Source organism: Polaribacter atrinae, assembly GCF_038023995.1.
Taxonomy (GTDB): Bacteria; Bacteroidota; Bacteroidia; order Flavobacteriales; family Flavobacteriaceae; genus Polaribacter; species Polaribacter atrinae.
Window position 1 is genome coordinate 3,207,318 of sequence record NZ_CP150660.1, and the last position, 18,708, is coordinate 3,226,025.

Sequence of the window (18,708 nt, forward strand, 5' to 3'; positions counted from 1 at the left end):
CTATTTACTTGAGATAAATAGCGTGTTGGTTTCTAAGCAATTTGCTAATTGTGTATAAACGTTTATAATATTTTTATCCGAAGTATCAGCAGCAAGTGCATTTTCAATTCTTGTTGCGAGTGTTCCGTGTGCAAAAATAATCGTTAAAGCTTCTTGGTAGTTCTCAGAAATATTTTCTTTGACCAATTCAAAAAGATGTTTCCATACTTCTTTTACAGTGGAATCATCAGAAAGATTAAAAAGAGTTAAGTATTCTTTATTGCTGATTTTATAGTTTTCACCTTCATTAATAATTGGGTTTAAAATATTGAACAAATCTTGCTCGTTCCAGCTTTTTTGAATTTCTAAACTCGCTAATTTTCCATTTACCAATTGTTTTAGAACTTCAATAATCAACACACAAATAGCAATATCTGCTTTTGGACATTCTTGTATGTCTACTAATCTGATTTCTATGGCATTTCTATCAAAACGCGCAATGGCACCTCTAGAATTTAGAAAATGATGGTCTAAAATGTTATTGGTATCGTGTTGTTTAATTTGCTTTTTAATAGGATCAAAGATCGTTTTATGATAAGCTGATTTAGAAAACACTTGTTCAGGAATCACCATTCCTGTCATTTCCGGAATCTCTTTTTGATTGGTTTTATAATACTCTAATCGGGTGTCTTTAAAACCCGTAAAATTACCTTCTAAAATAGGTGAACTTGCGCTTAAACCCGGAATTAACGGTAAAATAACACGAATGGCAGCATGTAGTTTTTCGAATTCAACATCATCATAAAAAGGTAAGTTAATATGTGTGCTTTGTACATTAGACCAGCCGTGACCTTTGCAATTAAAAATTCGGTTATATAACTCATAAACCTCGCTATAACTGTGTTTCCATAGTTGTGTGTCTTGCAAAGGATTCATTAAAGGATGGCAAGCTGTTGGTAATAATTTGGTGTCTAACGGTTTTAAAATAGCATTAATTTCTAGAATATTTTTATGAAATTCTTCCGATAAGTTGGTAAGGTCTGCGGTAGGTCCGTTTGTTTTTATTTCCACAACATGTGCAACCAATTCGTTGCTCCAGGCAATAGCTCCATTATCAATATCAGAAGTAAGTTCTCCATTTTTTTTTGTCAATAAAATATCTACAATTGGTGCAACTTTAAAAGTGGTGTCATTAATTAACATGTATTCTAACTCAATACCAAAAACCTCAAACAATTTATATTTTGTTCCCATTTTATTCTAATCGTTTTTTTAATGCTGATAAAATTTCTGTATACACTACATCGCCATAAAAGGCATCTTCTACACCAAAATCTACATTTGGATTGTCGTTAATTTCAATAACCATCGGTTTGTTGTTTACAACTTTAATGTCTATTCCGTACAAACCTTTTCCCATAATTCTTGCCGATTTTAAAGCCATGTCTAAAACTTTTTTAGGCACTTTTTCTATCGGTAAACAATCAGCATCACCATCTTGTTCTTTTTTCTTTTTAGCATTCCAGTTATATATTTGCCAATGCCCTTTTGCCATGTAATATTTACAAGCAAAAAACGGTTTATCATCAATAATACCAATTCTCCAATCGTAATCAGAAGGGCAAAACTCCTGTGCTATGATAAGGTCAGATTCTTTAAGCATTTCATTGACTAAATCAGTATACTCACTTTCTGTTTTTGCTTTTTTTACACCAAAAGAAAAAGTAGAATCAGGTGCTTTTAATACACAAGGCAAACCAACTTTGTTAAGCACATCACCTATATTATCTCTATGCACAATAATTGTTTTTGGCGTTGCTATATTGGCATTGTTTAAAGCTTCTGCCATAAAAACCTTGTTGCAGCATTTTAAAATAGCATCAGGATAATCAATAATAGCAATTCCTTCTTGCTGCGCTTTGCGTGCAAAGGCATATGCTTCGTTATTTACCTCTGTACTTTGACGAATAAATAAAGCATCAAAAGAAGACAATCTGCTGAGGTCTTTTGGTTCAATAATTTCTGCATAGATGTTCATCTTTTCAGCAATATCAATAAACTTTTTTAGGGCTTTGGCATTACTTGGTGGCGCAGGGTCATTTGGGTCTACCAAAATGGCCAAATCAAAATCAGATTTTGCTAACTTAGGCGTGTCATATCGTTTTTTAGAAAAATACTGGTTGGCAAATTCATAGACACTTTCTAGGTGTTCATTTGGTATTTCAGATTCAGAAATAGCTTTGATACCTTGTATGTTCCACTTATTGTTGAAATTAAAATTTACACGTAAAAAAGGTACTTGAAAATGTTTGTAAAACAAGCTGCTTAATCCTTTGTATTTTTGAGCAACATTTTGACCAAAATAAATACTTAAAGTAAAGGACCTTGATTTGATGTTTTTTAAACTTTGTTGAATCTCATCATCAAATTCTTCTGAAACTATCTTTACAAGTTTCAGTGTTTTTAAATCTACAATGTTTTTTACAGTAGGGACGGCTAAATGACCTCTCGCTTCTGCTAATAGAGAAACATAGTATCCTTTAGATTGGTAACTGTAGTTTTTACAAAGGTTAAATATTCTAGCTTTTTTTATAGTAGAATATTTTGGATTGGTAAGATATTCTTGTGAGGAAATTACGGTAATATTATCAATCGAAAAAAGCCATTTTTCAGGTTGATTGGCAACAATGTATTTGTTCATTTAAGAAGCATAATCGCGATATATATTTTAAGTAAAATTATACTTTTTTTTGATTACAATTACAAAAGTTGAAAAAAAAATGTAATTATTTTTTTGTTGTTAACTTTCATGATAACAGAAGATAAGGGTGTTGTTTTTAATAACGTTTTGCGTTTTAAGGTGCTGTTTTTTTTGTTGTTTCAAGTTTTATTATCGCTGAAAATGAATCAGATGTTTAGTTTACGATTGTAGATTGTGACAAATCTTTATTTAAAAGAATTATTTCTCTTTCTTCTGTTGGTTTTAAATGTATACGTTCTTCTTTATTTTTATAGTAAAAACAGTTATTTCATCTCTTTTTGTTTTATTTAGATTAGGCGTTTCTTTATAATTCCATCATGAATTAATTGCTTATTTCTGTCTTTAGAACCTGTTTTTAAAAATCTAAATTGAATAGTTTCTATCTTTTATTACTATTCGGAGGCTTTTTTAGAGTACGTTTTTTAGGTAAGCATTTAATTTAAAGGCATTTTGACTCTCTTTTTTCTAAGAATATAAGTTATGTTATAGTTTTTGCTTTAAAAAGTCAAGATTATGTAGCTATCAAGATAATATCTGTTATTTTTGCCGTAACAAATTCTTAACCTTGAGTAATACAAACAATACTTTTTTCGAGAGTGATTTTATCGCTAAAAACCAACAAGTTTTTCTTCCTATTTTAGAAGAAAAAAATATAGAACTTTTTATAAAAAGAGAAGATTTAATCCATCCTTTTGTTTCAGGTAATAAATTTAGAAAGTTAAAATACAATCTAGAAGAAGCTAAAAAGCTTAAAAAGAAGGCGGTACTTACTTTTGGAGGTGCTTATTCTAATCATATTGTAGCGACTGCGGTTGCTGGTAAAATGGAAGGTTTAAAAACTTTTGGTATTATTAGGGGAGAAGAATTGGGTAAAAATCTAGAACAAACTTTAGAAGAAAACCCAACGTTAAAGGTTGCTCATGAACACGGAATGAAATTCCATTTTGTTTCTAGAGAACTGTACAGACAAAAAACGTCGTTTGGTTTTATTGAAAAAATGAAAAATAAATGGGGTGATTTTTATTTAATTCCAGAAGGAGGAACAAATTTTTTAGCAGTGAATGGCTGTGAAGAGATTTTAACAAAAGAAGATGCTCAGTTTAATTACTTATGTGCTGCAGTTGGTACTGGAGGTACGTTAGCTGGTTTGATAAAAACGTTAAAAAGAAAACAAAAGGTATTAGGTTTCCCTGCGTTGAAAGGAAACTTTTTATCCGAAGAAATAAAAAAATATACCATTAAGAATGATAATTGGAAATTACAAAAAGGATATCATTTTGGAGGTTATGCCAAGCATAGTGAAGAATTAATTACGTTTATTAATGATTTTACAGATAAAACAGGCATTCTATTAGACCCTATTTATACGGGTAAAATGGTGTTTGGTATTGTAGATTTAATTAAAAAAGATTTTTTTGCTGAAGGAACTAAGATTTTAGCAATTCATACAGGAGGAATTCAGGGAATTGCTGGATTTAACCAGATGTTAGAAAAGAAAAATGAGCCAATAATTAAAAGTATATGAAGTTAAGAGTTGTATTATTTTGTGTTAGTTTATTAATTTTATCAAGTTGTGGGTCTAGCAAAAAAGCTAGTAGAACTAAAAAGGATGCTGGTGTTGTTTTAAATGAACCGAAGCCTGTAAAAATACCTACATCAAGTGAAGTAGAACGAACTAAGGATTTAATAACTAAAAACTCAAATTTAAATAAACAAACTTTAGATTATATTAGAAAATATGCAGCAGTTTCTGTTAAAGAAATGCATTTGCATAGAATTCCTGCTAGTATTACGTTAGCCCAAGGTATTTTAGAATCGGGTAGAGGAAGGAGTGAATTGGCTTTAAAATCGAACAATCACTTTGGTGTAAAATGTCATAGTGAATGGCAAGGACAACGCGTTTATCATGACGATGATCATAAAGGAGAATGCTTTAGAAAATACCAATATGTAGAATCTTCTTATGGTGATCATTCTGCATTTTTAACACAAAGAAGAAGGTATGCTTTTTTGTTTAATTATCGCAGTGATGATTATAAAGGTTGGGCTAGAGGGTTAAGAAAAGCAGGATACGCTACAGATAAAAAATACCCAAATAAACTTATCAAAATTATTGAAGACTACAGGTTGCATGAATTTGATAAAATTAAAAGCAATGGCTTTAATGTTGATCATAAAAATACAAAAGTTGTGATAGAGGATAAAGGTCTCCAAAAAACTATTAGTAAATACTATGAAGTTAAAAAAGGAGATACGCTGTATTCTATTTCTAGAAAATTTAATACAAGTGTTGAGGTTCTTAAAGAAATTAACGGCTTAACAGATAATACAATTTCTATTGGGCAACACTTGCTTACTAGATAAAGTAAGCTTGTTATTTAGATTTGCTTGCTATCAATTTTGTTAATACTTTTTCTACGCCATAATTATCGTTACTTTCGGTAGTGTAATTGGCAATTTTTGTGATGTCTTTGTGAGCGTTTTTCATAGAAAAACTAAAATCTGCCTCTCCTAACATTTCGATATCATTATGGTAATCACCAAAAACCATCGTTTCTTCTTTAGTGATATTCAAAATCTGTTGCACCTTTCTTAAAGCGTTTCCTTTATTTGCTTTTTTATCAGAAATATCTAACCAATTTTTTCCGGAGATTTTAATGAGTAATTCATCATCTAAATCCTTTATAATTGGGTACACATATTCTTCTGAAGATGTAAAATGATAAATGGCTACTTTTAAGAAATCTTCCTTATCTACAATGCTGTTTAAGTCTTCTACAATTTTGTACTTGGTATAATATTCTTGAAACAAATCAATAAATTCTTCATTTTTAGAATCGATAAATGCCCCATCTTTTCCACATAAAACTACCTGAGAATTTTTGATAGTTTTTAAAACGGGAAGAATCTTTTTAATTTTATCTGCAGAAAGTAAATTTAAAACAAGTAGTTCTTCTTTTTTTTTCGCTATTCCACCATTTTCTGCAATTACATAAATATCATCTTTAATGGCTGCTAATTTAGAGACGATACTATTGTATTGCCTTCCGCTTGCAGCACAAAAAATAATATTATTTTCTTTTAGTTGTTCAAATAGTTCGAAGAATAAGGTGCTTACTTCCCCTTTAGAGTTTAGTAGTGTTCCATCCATATCAGAAACTACTAATTTTACTTTAGATAAATTCATTGTATGTACGCTAAAGATGTGTGTTTATAATATATTTTTAGTAGAATTTCTTTCAACTAAATCTGTCTTAACAATAACAGTTTCATGCTTTTTCTTCACCTTAGACTTGTCTTCTAATCGGTTGATAAGCATTTCTGCAGCTGTAGCTCCCATAATTTCTCCGTGTTGGCTAACTGTTGTCATTCTTGGGCTAGAGTGCCTTGCTAGAATTCCGTTAGAAAATGAAATCACAGAAAAGTTTTCTGGAATTTTGTGTCCTTGTTTTATGGCTACTTTCATAGCTGCAATAGCAGAAGATTCATCTGTAGCAATAACGCTGTCTATGGTGTTATTTTTAAAAATAGGAGTTAAAATATTCTCGTAGTTTTTATAGTTGTCATCTATATTTATAATAAGGTTTTTTTCGGCTTTAATATTGTAATCTTCTAAACCTTTTAAATATCCTAATTGTCTTCTTCTTCCAATATCTAAATTATTCATTGTAGAAATAAAGGCAATATTTTTATGACCAGATTTTACTAAATAGGAAACAGTGCTTCTAGCGCTGTCAAAATTATCTGTAACTACTTTGTCGCATTTTAATTTATCTGCAACTCTATCAAACATAACGATTGGAGTATCATTGTCTAAAACTTCTTGAAAGTGTTTATAATCTCCTTTAGAAACTGTTTCTTCTGCAAGAGATAATATAAAACCATCTATACTTCCGTTAGAAAGCATTTCAATTGTTTCTACTTCTTTCTTAAAAGACTCGTTAGAAATACATGAAATTATTTTATAACCTCTGTCGTTAGCAACTTTTTCGATACCGTTAAATACCTGTGCAAAGAAATAATTTAACATATTCGGAATTATAATTCCGATTGTTTTGGTTTGCCTATTCTTTAAACTTAATGCATTAAAGTTCGGTTTGTAATTTTTTTCTTTAGCGTATTTTTGAATTTTATCTTTTGTACTTACGCTTATTTCATAACTGTCGTTAAGTGCTTTAGAAACAGTAGAAATAGAAACATTAAATTCTTTAGCAATGTCTTTGATGGTAAGTCTTTTCATATTTGATTCAAAAATTAAAGACTAAAATACAAAATTCCCATCATAGTTGAGTTATAAAATAATTATTTTACAATTTTATAATATTGTCGGTTCTTTAGAAGTTCAAAAATTAGGAAACCGTAAAGGATAACGTATTCTATACCAACAAACCAGAGGTTTTCTTTCCAAGGAGTGTTTGCGTAGGCTTGATAGCTAAAAATAATTACGATTGTCCAAATTACAGGGAAACGATATTTGGTAAAAACAGATAAAACTAAAGGTGTTGCTAGATACCAAGGATGTACTGTTGTTGCGGTAAAATAATAAAAACACAATCCGAATAACAATGCTGTGATTAATTGAATCATCGATTTATTTTGCCTAAAAAATGTGATGATTATAAGAAATAAGATGGTTAAAATAGGGGTGATTTTTCCAATAATTGCAATCTCATTATAGCCTCTAAACTGGTATCCAATTTCTCTAAAAATATAATAAAAACTGGCATTAAATTCAAAGTTTCTAAACCATAAACCAACAGAATTAGCATAATTATTAATGAATTCGGATGAATAAAAAGGAAGAAATAGAATGATGATTGTTGTTAATGTTATTGCATAAAACCCTATAAGTTTTTTTATTCCTGAAAAGCTAGGAATCCATTTTAAACCAAAACTATTACGAGTAGTGTTCGAAGAAGTAACTTCTTTTTTATTAGAAGATTTTTGAACAAACCATTGAAAAAACAAGGGTAAAAACAATAGCGGAATTAACTTTACGGAAACAGAACAAGCTAAAAGTACTGCGGCCCATATCCATTTTTGCTGATGTAATTTGTATAAACTCCAAATTAAGAAAAATAACATAACCGGCTCAAAATGCAAGTTCCCCGTCATTTCTATAATTATAAATGGATTTAATGCATACAAAAAAATGTTTTTTACAGGCAAGTTTAATCTTTCTAGTAGTTTCTTTCCGAAATACAGAATTCCAATGTCTGCAAGAATAATAATCAGCCTTAAAACTACAATAGAACCAAAAATACTTTTACTAGCAAATAAAGCAGCAATTATAAAACAAAGTTGGTTAATAGGTGGGTAGTTGGTATAATGACTTCCATTCATCTCCCCCATACCTGCGTATAAATTAGATGTTTCAGGAATAGGATGAATGCCTTGCTTTATATACGTTTCTGGTAATGATAAATACGGATTTAATCCTTCAAGAATCATACGTCCATCCCAAATAAATCTGTAGAAATCTTGAGATAAATTTGGGATAGCGAAGAGGAAAATCAACCTAAAAAGAATAACTAATCCAATTAAAGTTGATGTGTTTATAGATTTGCTTTTGATCAAAAAAAAGAAACAAGTAAAAAGTGAAAACCATAAAAATAAAAGTTTATAGAATTCTGTTCTTTCTAAGTAATAAGCAAAAGTTACATATAAAAGTGTGCTAATTAAAATTAGGAATACGTCTTTGTATTTGGTAAAAGACGACATTAAGCTTTAGAGAATATTGATTTGACGAATACATAACTATACCCAATAAAAAGCATTAAGTGAAAAGGAAATAACCCAAAATCTCCACCTTGGTCTCCCACGATAAATGCACTATACATTCCAAAAACAAAGTAAATAGCCAATATACCTTCTAAAATTACATGAAAAGATGGCTTTTTCTTAATGTACTTATTGCTTTTCCATTCTCCTTTTAATCCATTAATATTGAATTTTGGAGTTCTAATAAATTCACTTTTTTTACCTAAATGACCTTCTAAAACAGCAATTGTGTTGTGTAAAGAAAAGCCCATTGCTATTGAGAAAAAGGTAAAAAATGATCCAATATATTTTATAAACTTTATAAATCCGCCACCATATATTGCTTTAAACATAAACCAATAACAAACAAAAAAGATGAGTGAGCTTATTACAAAAAAGCTCATTACATAAAAGTAAACCTTTAAATGCTCGTATTCGTTTTTTATGTACAACATTGGTACACTTAAAACTGCTACCAAGAAAATACACGTAAACATAGAACTGTTTAATAAGTGTAATAAACTATGAATTTTAGTTTTAAACGGAACGTTTTTACTTTTAATAACACGTTTCATCATTTTCTGAAAATTCTCTGCACCACCTTTATTCCATCTAAATTGTTGAGATCTAGCAGCACTAATAACGACCGGTAATTCAGCGGGAGTTATTACTTCTTCTAAGTATTTAAATTTCCAGTTTTTTAATTGTGCTCTATAACTTAAATCTAAATCTTCTGTAAGGGTATCACCTTCCCAGTTACCAGCATCATAGATACATTCTTTTCTCCAAACACCAGCAGTACCGTTAAAGTTGATAAAATGTCCTTGGCTATTTCTACCCACTTGTTCTAATGTAAAGTGTGCATCTAAAGCAAAAGCTTGAATTTTTGTAAGCGTAGAATAATCTCTGTTAATATGCCCCCAACGAGTTTGAACAACACCAATTTGTGAGTCTTTAAAATATGGTACTGTTTTGTATAACCAATCTGGTTCTGGTAAGAAATCTGCATCAAAAATAGCAATGAATTCTCCTTTAGCTGTTTTTAAACCTTCTTTTAATGCCCCTGCTTTAAAGCCTTGTCTATTGCTTCTTCTAGTGTGTTGAATGTCTATTCCTAACGATTGAATTTCTTTGATAAGTTTAGCTGTAATCTCTACAGATTCATCGGTAGAATCATCTAAAACTTGAATTTCTAACTTTTCTCTTGGATATTCTAACTTAGCAATGTTTTTTAACAAACGTTCCATCACATACAATTCGTTGTAAATGGGGAGTTGTATTGTAATAAACGGAATCTCGTTAGTATTAGAAAAATCAAATTTTTCTGAGTTGTCTACTTTTTTTCTCGACTTTAAATAGTTTAAAAGTAAGTTTAATTGCGCTAATGCATACATAAAAATGAGCAATAACGATAACGAGTAAATAAATATAATAATGTATTCTATAACCACTATTTGAAACTGTATTTAAAAATCCAACCTAATATTTTTATTCCTGCAAAGATACTTCCTTTTACAGTACCAGATACTTTAGAAACGCCTATTCTATTTCTATATTTTACAGGGATTTCTACGTAACTTAATTTTTGTTTTAATGCCTTTAATTGCATTTCTACGGTCCAACCATAGGTTTTATCTTGCATGTTTAGCGCTAATAATTTATCATATTTAATAGCTCTAAAAGGACCTAAATCTGTAAATTTTGCTCCGAAAAATAATTTCATTAAAAAAGTTGCAAGCCAATTACCAAAGACTTGTTGAGGGGTCATAGAACCACTTTCTCTTAATTCTTTAACGCGAGAACCAATAACAAAATCTTTATGATCGTGTAAGATAGGATGAATGATTTCTGTTAATTGTTCTGGATAATCAGAGTAATCACCATCTAAAAATACAATAATTTCTGGCTTTGTTTTTTGCTCAGAAATATAATCCATACCTTTTAAACACGCATAACCATACCCTTTTCTTGTTTCTGATAAAACAGTAGCTCCTGCATTTTTAGCATTTATCTCTGTATTATCAGTTGATTTGTTGCTTATTACAATAATCTCATCAACAATTTTAGGAATATCGTTTATAACATTTGTTATGGAGTCTTGCTCATTATAAGCGGGAATAATAACTTTTATTATGGGTTCTATCATTTTAAATCATTTAGACTGTTTTCCTTTCTAAAGGATGAAAAGTCTGTCCACTCTTGTATTTTTTTATCATTTTTATATTTCTATGCTTTTACCAACTTTCGTTTTTTGTAAATTAAACAATAACCGTTTTTTTGATTATTTTTCAATTGGCACTTGTGGGAAATATCACCATTACTATCATAAAATAACCACCAATTTGTTTTTATGCCCTTAATAAAATGACCCTCTTTTTCTTTAGTTGCAAATTTGCTGTAAAAATACCAATAATTGGTTTCTAAATTATCAGTAAAACGACCTTCTTTTTTAATATTTCCATTTTTATAATAATATTTCCAAAAAGCTGTTTTTTTATCACCGTTTTGACAACCTTCTTCTTTTATTTGTCCGTTTTTGTAGAAAACTTTATGATATTGTTTCTGACTGAAAAACATCAACGAGAAAAAGAGAAAATAGATGAGGGGAATTTTTTTCATGATTAATTTTAGTGCACTAAGTTTTGTAGGGTTTTGTTTTAGAATTTAGTGATTTTATTAATAAAAAAGCATTTAGATAACCATAACAAGTACCAAAACTATGGCTGTTATCTAAATGCTAACTTTACTGTTAATTATTTTTTATTCATTAAATCCATTAAGTCAACATCGTTTCCTAATAAGATTTCTGTAGGATTAATTCTACCTTCTTCTGGTCCGTTTTCTAATTTTAAAACTCCTCTAGGGCAAACTGCAGAACAGATACCACAACCAACACAACTAGAACGTACAATGTTTTCTCCTTTTTGCGCGTAAGCTCTTACGTCAATTCCTTGCTCACAATAGGTAGAACAGTTTCCACAAGAAATACATTGTCCGCCATTAGTAGTAATTCTAAATCTTGATTTAAAACGTTGCACAAAACCTAAATATGCAGCCAACGGACAACCAAAACGACACCAAACTCTATTACCAAAAATTGGGTAGAAACCGGTACCAATTACACCAGCAAAAATAGCACCTATTAAAAAGCCATAAATATCTTGAATGGTTTGTGTTTTAATACCTAAAACTTGACTTTCTTGAGTAAAGAAAGTGTACAAAGCAAAACCGGTCATTACTAAAACAAAAACTAATACAGAGTGAATTACAATACGTTCTACTCTCCAAGAAAGTAAGGTTTTACTAGAGTTTTGTCTGTATGGATCTCCTAGTGTTTCTGCCAAACCACCACAACCACAAACCCAAGAACAATACCATCTTTTTCCGAAGAAATATACCATAACTGGTACTACAACAATTGTTAAAACAACTCCCCAAACTAAAATGAACAATCCAAAAGCACCACTTGCAAGCAGTTCTTCTAAATTCCATCTAAAGAAAAAGTCGTAATCTAAAGGGAAGGCATTTTTAAAATCATACCAAGGCATTTGAAAACGAACTAAAATTTCTGGAATTAAAAAAGCAAATACAATTTGAAAGAATAAAACAGAGGTAGTTCTTAAGATTTGATATTTATTATGACGGTATTTTATATACATTCTCACCGCCATAACAGTCATTACTGTACAGTATAAAAAACCATATAAAAACCATTGACCTGAAGGGTTTCCGCTAAGGGATTTACTAATTGGATCTACTAAATACACCCAGTTTACAATAAAATCTGGATAAAAATAAAGTAGTATATAAAAAGTAACTAAAAAGATAAAAGTAAACCAACCAATCCAACCACGGTTGGTAACTGCGCTTAAGAAAATTCCATCATTTTTAATTCCTGGTTTGCCAAGTAAAATTATATCTGGTACAATAAACATTAATGCACCAATTATACCTAAACCAAAGGTTAAAAACCAAGCCCAACCTGTGTTGTCTGCAGCAAAACCTTTACCAGATTTTTTTGCCAGTTCAAAACTGATACTATGTGGTTTTCCTGAGATTTTATATTGAAATTGTTTTCCTTTAGCATCCCAATTTTTCTCTGAATCATATTTAGCAATTAAGGCATCATAATGATTATTAGAGGTTTCGTAAGCATTAATTACACGGCTAGAAAATTGAAAAATATTTAAAGCTTCATCAGTAACGATTGCTTTAGAAAGTTCGTCTTTTATAATTTCGCTTTTATATCCTTTTTCTTTAATAAAAGTGTCTAATTCAGGTTGTGTTAAATTAAATGAACCTGTAAAGATGGTTCCTATAAAGAAGGTTAATCCTAATAGAAAGGTAATTAATCCTGTTTGTTTTATGAGTTTCAAAATAATTATGGGGTATTATATGTTTTTAATGAAAGTTTTTTTTTGAGATGCTTAATATCAATTAGATACTAAAAATTCTTTTCCAACTTTTCTTTTTTAATTGGATATTTGTATTGTTTTCTTGATTGAATTTTGCTACAATTTCTGCTTCATGTAATTTGAAAAATTCTGGATCAAAATTAGCATCAGCCAAGAACTCTAACACATATTCAACAGATTTATTTTCTGTTAACCATTTGTCAAAAACTTCATGACGCATTCTAATTCCGAAGGTATTTATCCCTAAGAATTTTTTGGTGTTTTTATCAAAAGAAATAGTAATACATTTATTATCCGTTGGATGCTGCCATTGAAAGTAAGCTTCATTTTCCTGTTTCCCTCTTTCGCTAAAAACCCAACCATAGGTTTGATATTCTATGTCTAAAAATTTAGCTGAATTAAACCAATGTCCTGGCTTGTAAGCTGTTTTATTGCCACAAATGGTTTGTGCTAACGTTTCTCCCATCATTCTACCAGTATACCAAACAGCTTCTATATTTCTACGCTGCCCAATAGCTTCGTGTTGTTCTGCACAATCTCCAATGGCATATATATTAGGAATGTTGGTTTCTAAAAAACGATTTACTTTTACACCACGACCTAATTTTATACCAGATTCTTTTAAGAAATCGATATTAGGAGTTACACCAGCTGTTAACCCAACAACGTTACACGGAATTTCTTCGCCCGTTTCTTCTATAATTATAGATTTTACGCGTCCGTTTTCATCAGACTTAATTTCTTTTAAATTGGTGCTTAATCGTAAATCTATGTGATGTTCTTTAATATGTTCATTAATCATTGCAGATTCTTGCGCAGGTAAAACACCGTTCCAAAAACTATCTTCACGTACTAAAAAAGTAACAGGTATTTTTCTGCTTCTTAACATTTCTGCCAATTCTATACCAATTAATCCACCACCAACAATTACAGCTCTATTACAAGTTTTATTATCTGGAGCATATTTTTCTAGCTTCTCTAAATCTTGTTTATGATACATACCTAAAGTACCTTCTAGGTCTTGCCCTGGCCAACCAAATTTATTCGATTTAGAGCCTGTTGCAATAATTAAACGATCAAAAGAAAGTGTTTCTCCGTTTGTAAAATCTAATTGCTTTTTATCGGTATTTACTTTTGCTACGAATCCTTCTTTTAAAGAAATTCTATTTTTCTCCCAAAACCAATTCTCATAAGGTTGTGTGTGTTCAAACTTCATGTGCCCCATATATACATACATAAGTGCGGTCCTAGAAAAGAAGTATTTTGTTTCTGCAGAGACAATGGTTATTTTATGATCAGAATTTTTTCTGATATGTCTTGCAGCTGTAACGCCAGAAATTCCGTTACCGATAATTACAATATGTTCCATAGTTGATAGATTGTTGGGGTTATGTCGAAGCTAAAGTTAAGAACTTAATTATTATTCTTCAATTTAATTGAATTTAGAATAATTATAAATAAAAAATATTAGTAAGTATCTTTCAATTGATTAGACTTATCTGAAATATTTTATAATTAAATACAATCAACCAAAAAATGAAAAATTATATCTCAAAAAATATTTTAGTAGTAGTTTTAGTCTTAAACTTAAATGCTTTTGCTCAAGAAGGTAACGTCTCTAAAAGTAACGTTCAAACTTATACCCCTTCTAAGTTATTAAATAAAGGGCAATGGGATATTAAGTTTTTTAATGGTTTATATACAGAAACAAAAGGAACATCAAAAGGAGTAAAGGCAGATAAATTAAGAGAAAACTATTTTACAAGCACTTTAGATATTTTTACAGGAGTATCAGACAATAACCGTTTAAATGTTGGTTTATTATTAGAATATAGATCTAATACCATAAACGGTAAAAGTGCAACGTCTGTTTTTAGTTTAGGGAACGATGTTAACTCTAGAAAAGGGTTATCTTCTTTTGCTCCTGCAATAAAATGGCAGCCAATTGAAAGTGTTGGTAATTTCTCTATACAAAGTGCATTTCATATTCCTATTAATAACGAAGAATCTGATGGGAACGGTGTTTATTTAGATCAAACGGCGTATATGTTTCAAAATAGATTTTTTTATGATTATACATTACCAAGCGGAAAATGGCAATTGTTTACAGAATTAGCAACAGAGTATAATTTTGGTTCTGAAGAAAGTTTTGCTAATGATACGTTTGTATTGGCACCAGGTGTTTTTATGAGTTATTTTCCAACAGATAAATCTACCGTTTTAGGCTTTGTACAACACTCTCAACGTTTTGGAGATTTTACACAAGATTATACTGCTTTGGGTTTTGGAGGGAAATATCAATTAAACAGCACCTTAAATATAGAAGCTTTGTACAGTAAATTTGTTCGAGGAAGTGATACCGGATTAGGACAAAGTTTTAACATTGGTTTAAGAGCTTTATTTTAATTAAAAGCTATTTTTATGGCTTTATGAAAACATATAAACTCCTTTTTTTATTGCTGATATTCATTCAGTTATCTTGCAATAGCCAACAGAAAAAAATAAATGGACTTAGTTTTGTCGCGTCAAGAGATAAAATTGATACAACACATACAAATTCAGTCTTAAGGGCACAAAGCAATTATGTTGCATTGATGCCCTTTGGTTTTATTAGAGATTTGTCATCACCAGAAGTACAGCACAATACAAGCAGGCAATGGTTTGGTGAAACCAGAAGTGGCTTATTGCAATATGCAAACGAATTTCAGAAAAATGATGTAAAAATCATGGTTAAGCCTCAAATTTGGATTGGTCATGGTCAGTTTACCGGACGCATAGAGATGGATTCTGAAGAAAAATGGGCGGTTTTAGAAAAATCATATTCAGACTTTATATTAGGATATGCAAAATCGGCACAAGAAATCAATGCAAGCCTCCTTTGTATTGGTACAGAATTAGAAAGTTTTGTAATGAACAGGCCAGAATATTGGAGTCATCTAATTAAAGAAATAAAAAAAGTATACAAAGGTAAATTAACCTATGCTGCAAATTGGGATGAATATAAACGTGTGCCTTTTTGGGATGAAATGGATTTTATTGGTGTTGATGCCTATTTTCCGTTAAGTGATAAAAAATCACCAACAGTAGAAGAGTTAGAAGTAGGTTGGAAACTTCATAAAGAGGAAATTAAAAGTGTGCAGAAAAAATATAATAAACCTGTTCTGTTTACAGAATTTGGGTATAGAAGTGTAGATTATACAGGAAAAGAACCTTGGGATGCAAATAGAGTAGAGGGCAATGTAAATTTACAAGCACAAGTAAATGGCCTACAAGCAATACACAATCAATTTTGGAAAGAAGATTGGTTTGCAGGTGGCTTTGTTTGGAAATGGTTTCATAGACATGATAAAGTTGGTGGAGTAAATGATAATAGATTTACCCCTCAAAATAAACCAGCAGAATTAGTTCTTAGAAAACTATACCAGCAAAAATAGATATATAAAACATGACGAATGTCCTATATATTTCTGTACTTAACATTTAAATTTGTGTAATAACCATAAACCACTATTATGAAAAAAATAATTGTACCTATAGATTTTTCTAAACACTCAGAGTTTGCATTAAAAACGGCAGCACTTTTAGCAAAGAAGTATAATGCAACTGTTTATGCTTTGCATATGTTAGATTTACAAGAGATTTCTTTAACGGAAAGTGAAGATAATCAACAAGAAAAAGCATTCTTTTTCTTGAAATTAGCAGAAAAAAAGTTCAAAGATTTTTTAATTAAAGATTATTTAAAAGGCATAAAGATTGTTCCTGTCATAAAACAGTTTAAAGTTTTTAGTGAGATAAATGATATTTGTAAAGAAGTAAATGCAGATTTAATTATTATGGGATCTGAAGGTGTAAGTGGGCTAAAAGAATTTTTTGTAGGCTCTAATACAGAAAAAGTAGTAAGATTTGCAAATTTACCCGTTTTAGTGATAAAAAATGAAATGGAAAATGCAGATTTTTCAGATATTGTAATTGCTACAGATTTTTCTGAAGAAAGTATTCCTGGTTTTCAAAGAATGTTAGAAACATTAGATTTTTTAAATGCTAAAAAGCATATTTTATATGTGAACTTGCCTAATGAAGAGTTTAAAACAACTTCTGAGATGGAAAAAATGGCAAATAACTTTTTAATGAAAGCAGAAGGAGATGTTCATAGAATGATTAATGTAAACTATGTTTGCGATAGAACTATAGAAAAAGGGATTCTTAATTTTTCGAATGCAGTAGGAGCAGATTTAATTTCTGTAATTACGCATGGTAGAATAGGATTATCTCATATTTTTGCAGGAAGTATTGCAGAGGATATTGCAAATCACTCTACATTGCCAATTATGACTATTAAAATTTAGAAAGACATGACGATTAAAAATTTTTTGATAACAGTTTTTATTTCACTTTTCCTCTCTTCGTGTACCGAAGATAATGATATCACTGTTCCAAGAAATTTACAGGAATATATAGATGTTTCAACTAATACAGATTTAGGAGATGTTTTTGCTTATGCAGCAAGTGCTAGTGGAAGTACAACTCTAACGTATGTTTATTTTGCACCAGAAGAAAGGGCTACAGATATTAGATATTATGAAGCAGATAGCCTAAATGTAGATCAACTAGATTTTTCTAATTACAGAAGACAAAATCTTACTGCAACCAATGTTTTTGATGGGAAACTAAAACGTTTTTCAAGGTCTGGGTCAGAAGAAAACTGGTGTTTGGTTACCTATATGTTAGATGGTGAATTGCATAAATCTAATCCAATTCGTTTAAAAATTGAAACAAATCCAACAAGTTGGACGGATGAAGTTACTATAGAATTTCCAACAACATTAAACCCAAAATTCACTTGGTCAGATTTTGGCGTGAGTGATAATGTTATTTATTTTGAAGCAATTTCTGAAGTAGATGATGATAGTTTTGTCTCTGGTGTGTATACTTTAGATAAAACATTTCAATATTTTGATACTGCAAATGTAGAAAGCTATATAGATGTTTCAGAATCTCCTGATGATTTGGTAGAAGACACAGAGTATCTTTTTACCATGATGGCAATTAGTGATGATTACTGGGTAAATACTGTAATTGAAGAAACATTTGTACCTAGAAATTTAGAGGAATATGTAACCTTAAATGACACAAAAACTATTGAAAAAGCATTCGCTTTTGCAGCAAGTAGTAGTGGCTCTCAAAGTCTTTCTTACATCTATTATGATTTCTTTACAGGTTCTTCTGCTATGAGATATTATGAAACCGATAATACATTGGTAGATGAAAATGATTTTTCTAACTATAGAAGAAAAATGCTAACAGATGAAGCTGTTTACGGAGGAGAACTCAGAAGGTATTCTAGAACAGATGATGCAGAAAGTTGGTGTATTATTACCTATGTTATTGATGAAACATTGCATATTTCTAATCCGGTAAAAATTAAAAACCAAACAAGGCCTACAGAATGGCTTACCGATCTAGAGATTACATTTCCAGAAACATTACTACCTAATTTTACTTGGACGGACGGAACTTATTTAGAGAATGTTGAGTATTTAGAAATTATCACAGATTCTGATAGTAACTTTTTATCAGGTACTTTTACAGAAGATAAAATGTTTCAGTATTATGATACTTCTAATGTAACATCAGAAATTAATACTGAAGCTCCAGAAGCCTTAATTTTAAATGAAGATTATAAAATTACTGTAATGGGCTTAAGTGATGATCATTGGGTTAATTTAATGATTCAAGAAACTTTTACGGTAGAATAGTGAACTTTAAAAACAATCTTTTTTGTCTTTTTTTATG

Annotated in this window: 16 protein-coding genes; 6 read left to right on the forward strand and 10 right to left on the reverse strand. The window is 30.2% G+C overall.

Features of this window, described 5'->3' with window-relative positions; all coding sequences use genetic code 11:
* Together WG945_RS13980 and WG945_RS13985 are read right to left on the reverse strand one after the other, a co-directional pair.
* On the reverse strand, positions 1-1,233 hold the full coding sequence (locus WG945_RS13980) for a glutamate-cysteine ligase family protein (protein ID WP_068451011.1): 1,233 nt from the start codon (positions 1,231-1,233) through the stop codon (positions 1-3).
* A gap of 1 nt (position 1,234) precedes the next feature.
* On the reverse strand, positions 1,235-2,680 hold the full coding sequence (locus WG945_RS13985; RefSeq protein ID WP_068451008.1) for a RimK family protein: 1,446 nt from the start codon (positions 2,678-2,680) through the stop codon (positions 1,235-1,237).
* Positions 2,681-3,305: 625 nt separating this feature from the next.
* Between WG945_RS13985 and WG945_RS13990 the strand changes: the two genes are divergently transcribed.
* Together WG945_RS13990 and WG945_RS13995 are read left to right on the forward strand one after the other, a co-directional pair.
* On the forward strand, positions 3,306-4,265 hold the full coding sequence (locus WG945_RS13990; protein WP_082864269.1) for a 1-aminocyclopropane-1-carboxylate deaminase/D-cysteine desulfhydrase: 960 nt from the start codon (positions 3,306-3,308) through the stop codon (positions 4,263-4,265).
* Positions 4,262-5,104 carry a glucosaminidase domain-containing protein gene (locus tag WG945_RS13995; RefSeq protein ID WP_068451005.1) on the forward strand — a complete coding sequence of 281 codons (843 nt, stop codon included), beginning with the start codon at positions 4,262-4,264 and terminating at the stop codon, positions 5,102-5,104. Before WG945_RS13990 ends, WG945_RS13995 begins: the two co-directional genes overlap by 4 nt.
* Before the next feature lie 10 nt (positions 5,105-5,114).
* Here the strand turns inward: WG945_RS13995 and WG945_RS14000 are convergent, their stop codons facing one another.
* From WG945_RS14000 to WG945_RS14035, 8 genes are all read right to left on the reverse strand, one after another.
* Positions 5,115-5,927 (reverse strand): Cof-type HAD-IIB family hydrolase, encoded by an 813-nt coding sequence (locus tag WG945_RS14000; RefSeq protein ID WP_068451002.1) that lies wholly within the window; start codon positions 5,925-5,927, stop codon positions 5,115-5,117.
* Between the two features lie 24 nt (positions 5,928-5,951).
* Positions 5,952-6,980 (reverse strand): LacI family DNA-binding transcriptional regulator, encoded by a 1,029-nt coding sequence (locus WG945_RS14005; RefSeq protein ID WP_068450999.1) that lies wholly within the window; start codon positions 6,978-6,980, stop codon positions 5,952-5,954.
* A 62-nt stretch (positions 6,981-7,042) separates the two neighbouring features.
* A complete protein-coding gene (locus WG945_RS14010; protein WP_068450996.1) occupies positions 7,043-8,461 on the reverse strand; it encodes a mannosyltransferase in 1,419 nt (472 codons plus the stop codon).
* The gene (locus WG945_RS14015; protein WP_394364777.1) at positions 8,461-9,894 is read right to left on the reverse strand and encodes a cellulose synthase family protein; all 1,434 of its coding nucleotides are present in this window, start codon (positions 9,892-9,894) and stop codon (positions 8,461-8,463) included. Before WG945_RS14015 ends, WG945_RS14010 begins: the two co-directional genes overlap by 1 nt.
* Before the next feature lie 56 nt (positions 9,895-9,950).
* Entirely contained in the window at positions 9,951-10,646 is a 696-nt protein-coding gene (locus WG945_RS14020; protein ID WP_068450991.1) for a glycosyltransferase family 2 protein, read from the reverse strand.
* An 80-nt stretch (positions 10,647-10,726) separates the two neighbouring features.
* Positions 10,727-11,119 (reverse strand): hypothetical protein, encoded by a 393-nt coding sequence (locus WG945_RS14025; RefSeq protein WP_231874680.1) that lies wholly within the window; start codon positions 11,117-11,119, stop codon positions 10,727-10,729.
* A 134-nt stretch (positions 11,120-11,253) separates the two neighbouring features.
* Positions 11,254-12,876 (reverse strand): 4Fe-4S binding protein, encoded by a 1,623-nt coding sequence (locus tag WG945_RS14030; protein WP_068450988.1) that lies wholly within the window; start codon positions 12,874-12,876, stop codon positions 11,254-11,256.
* 61 nt (positions 12,877-12,937) lie between these two features.
* A complete protein-coding gene (locus tag WG945_RS14035) occupies positions 12,938-14,284 on the reverse strand; it encodes an NAD(P)/FAD-dependent oxidoreductase (protein ID WP_068450985.1) in 1,347 nt (448 codons plus the stop codon).
* A 167-nt stretch (positions 14,285-14,451) separates the two neighbouring features.
* Between WG945_RS14035 and WG945_RS14040 the strand changes: the two genes are divergently transcribed.
* The 4 genes from WG945_RS14040 (at position 14,452) to WG945_RS14055 (ending at position 18,671) form a co-directional block, all read left to right on the forward strand.
* The gene (locus tag WG945_RS14040; RefSeq protein ID WP_068450982.1) at positions 14,452-15,321 is read left to right on the forward strand and encodes a hypothetical protein; all 870 of its coding nucleotides are present in this window, start codon (positions 14,452-14,454) and stop codon (positions 15,319-15,321) included.
* Between the two features lie 23 nt (positions 15,322-15,344).
* Positions 15,345-16,349 (forward strand): glycoside hydrolase family 113, encoded by a 1,005-nt coding sequence (locus tag WG945_RS14045; protein WP_068450975.1) that lies wholly within the window; start codon positions 15,345-15,347, stop codon positions 16,347-16,349.
* Positions 16,350-16,427: 78 nt separating this feature from the next.
* Positions 16,428-17,261, forward strand: a complete 834-nt coding sequence (locus tag WG945_RS14050) for a universal stress protein (protein ID WP_068450972.1) — start codon at positions 16,428-16,430, stop codon at positions 17,259-17,261.
* 6 nt (positions 17,262-17,267) lie between these two features.
* A complete protein-coding gene (locus tag WG945_RS14055; protein WP_068450970.1) occupies positions 17,268-18,671 on the forward strand; it encodes a hypothetical protein in 1,404 nt (467 codons plus the stop codon).
* The last annotated feature ends 37 nt before the right edge of the window (positions 18,672-18,708 follow it).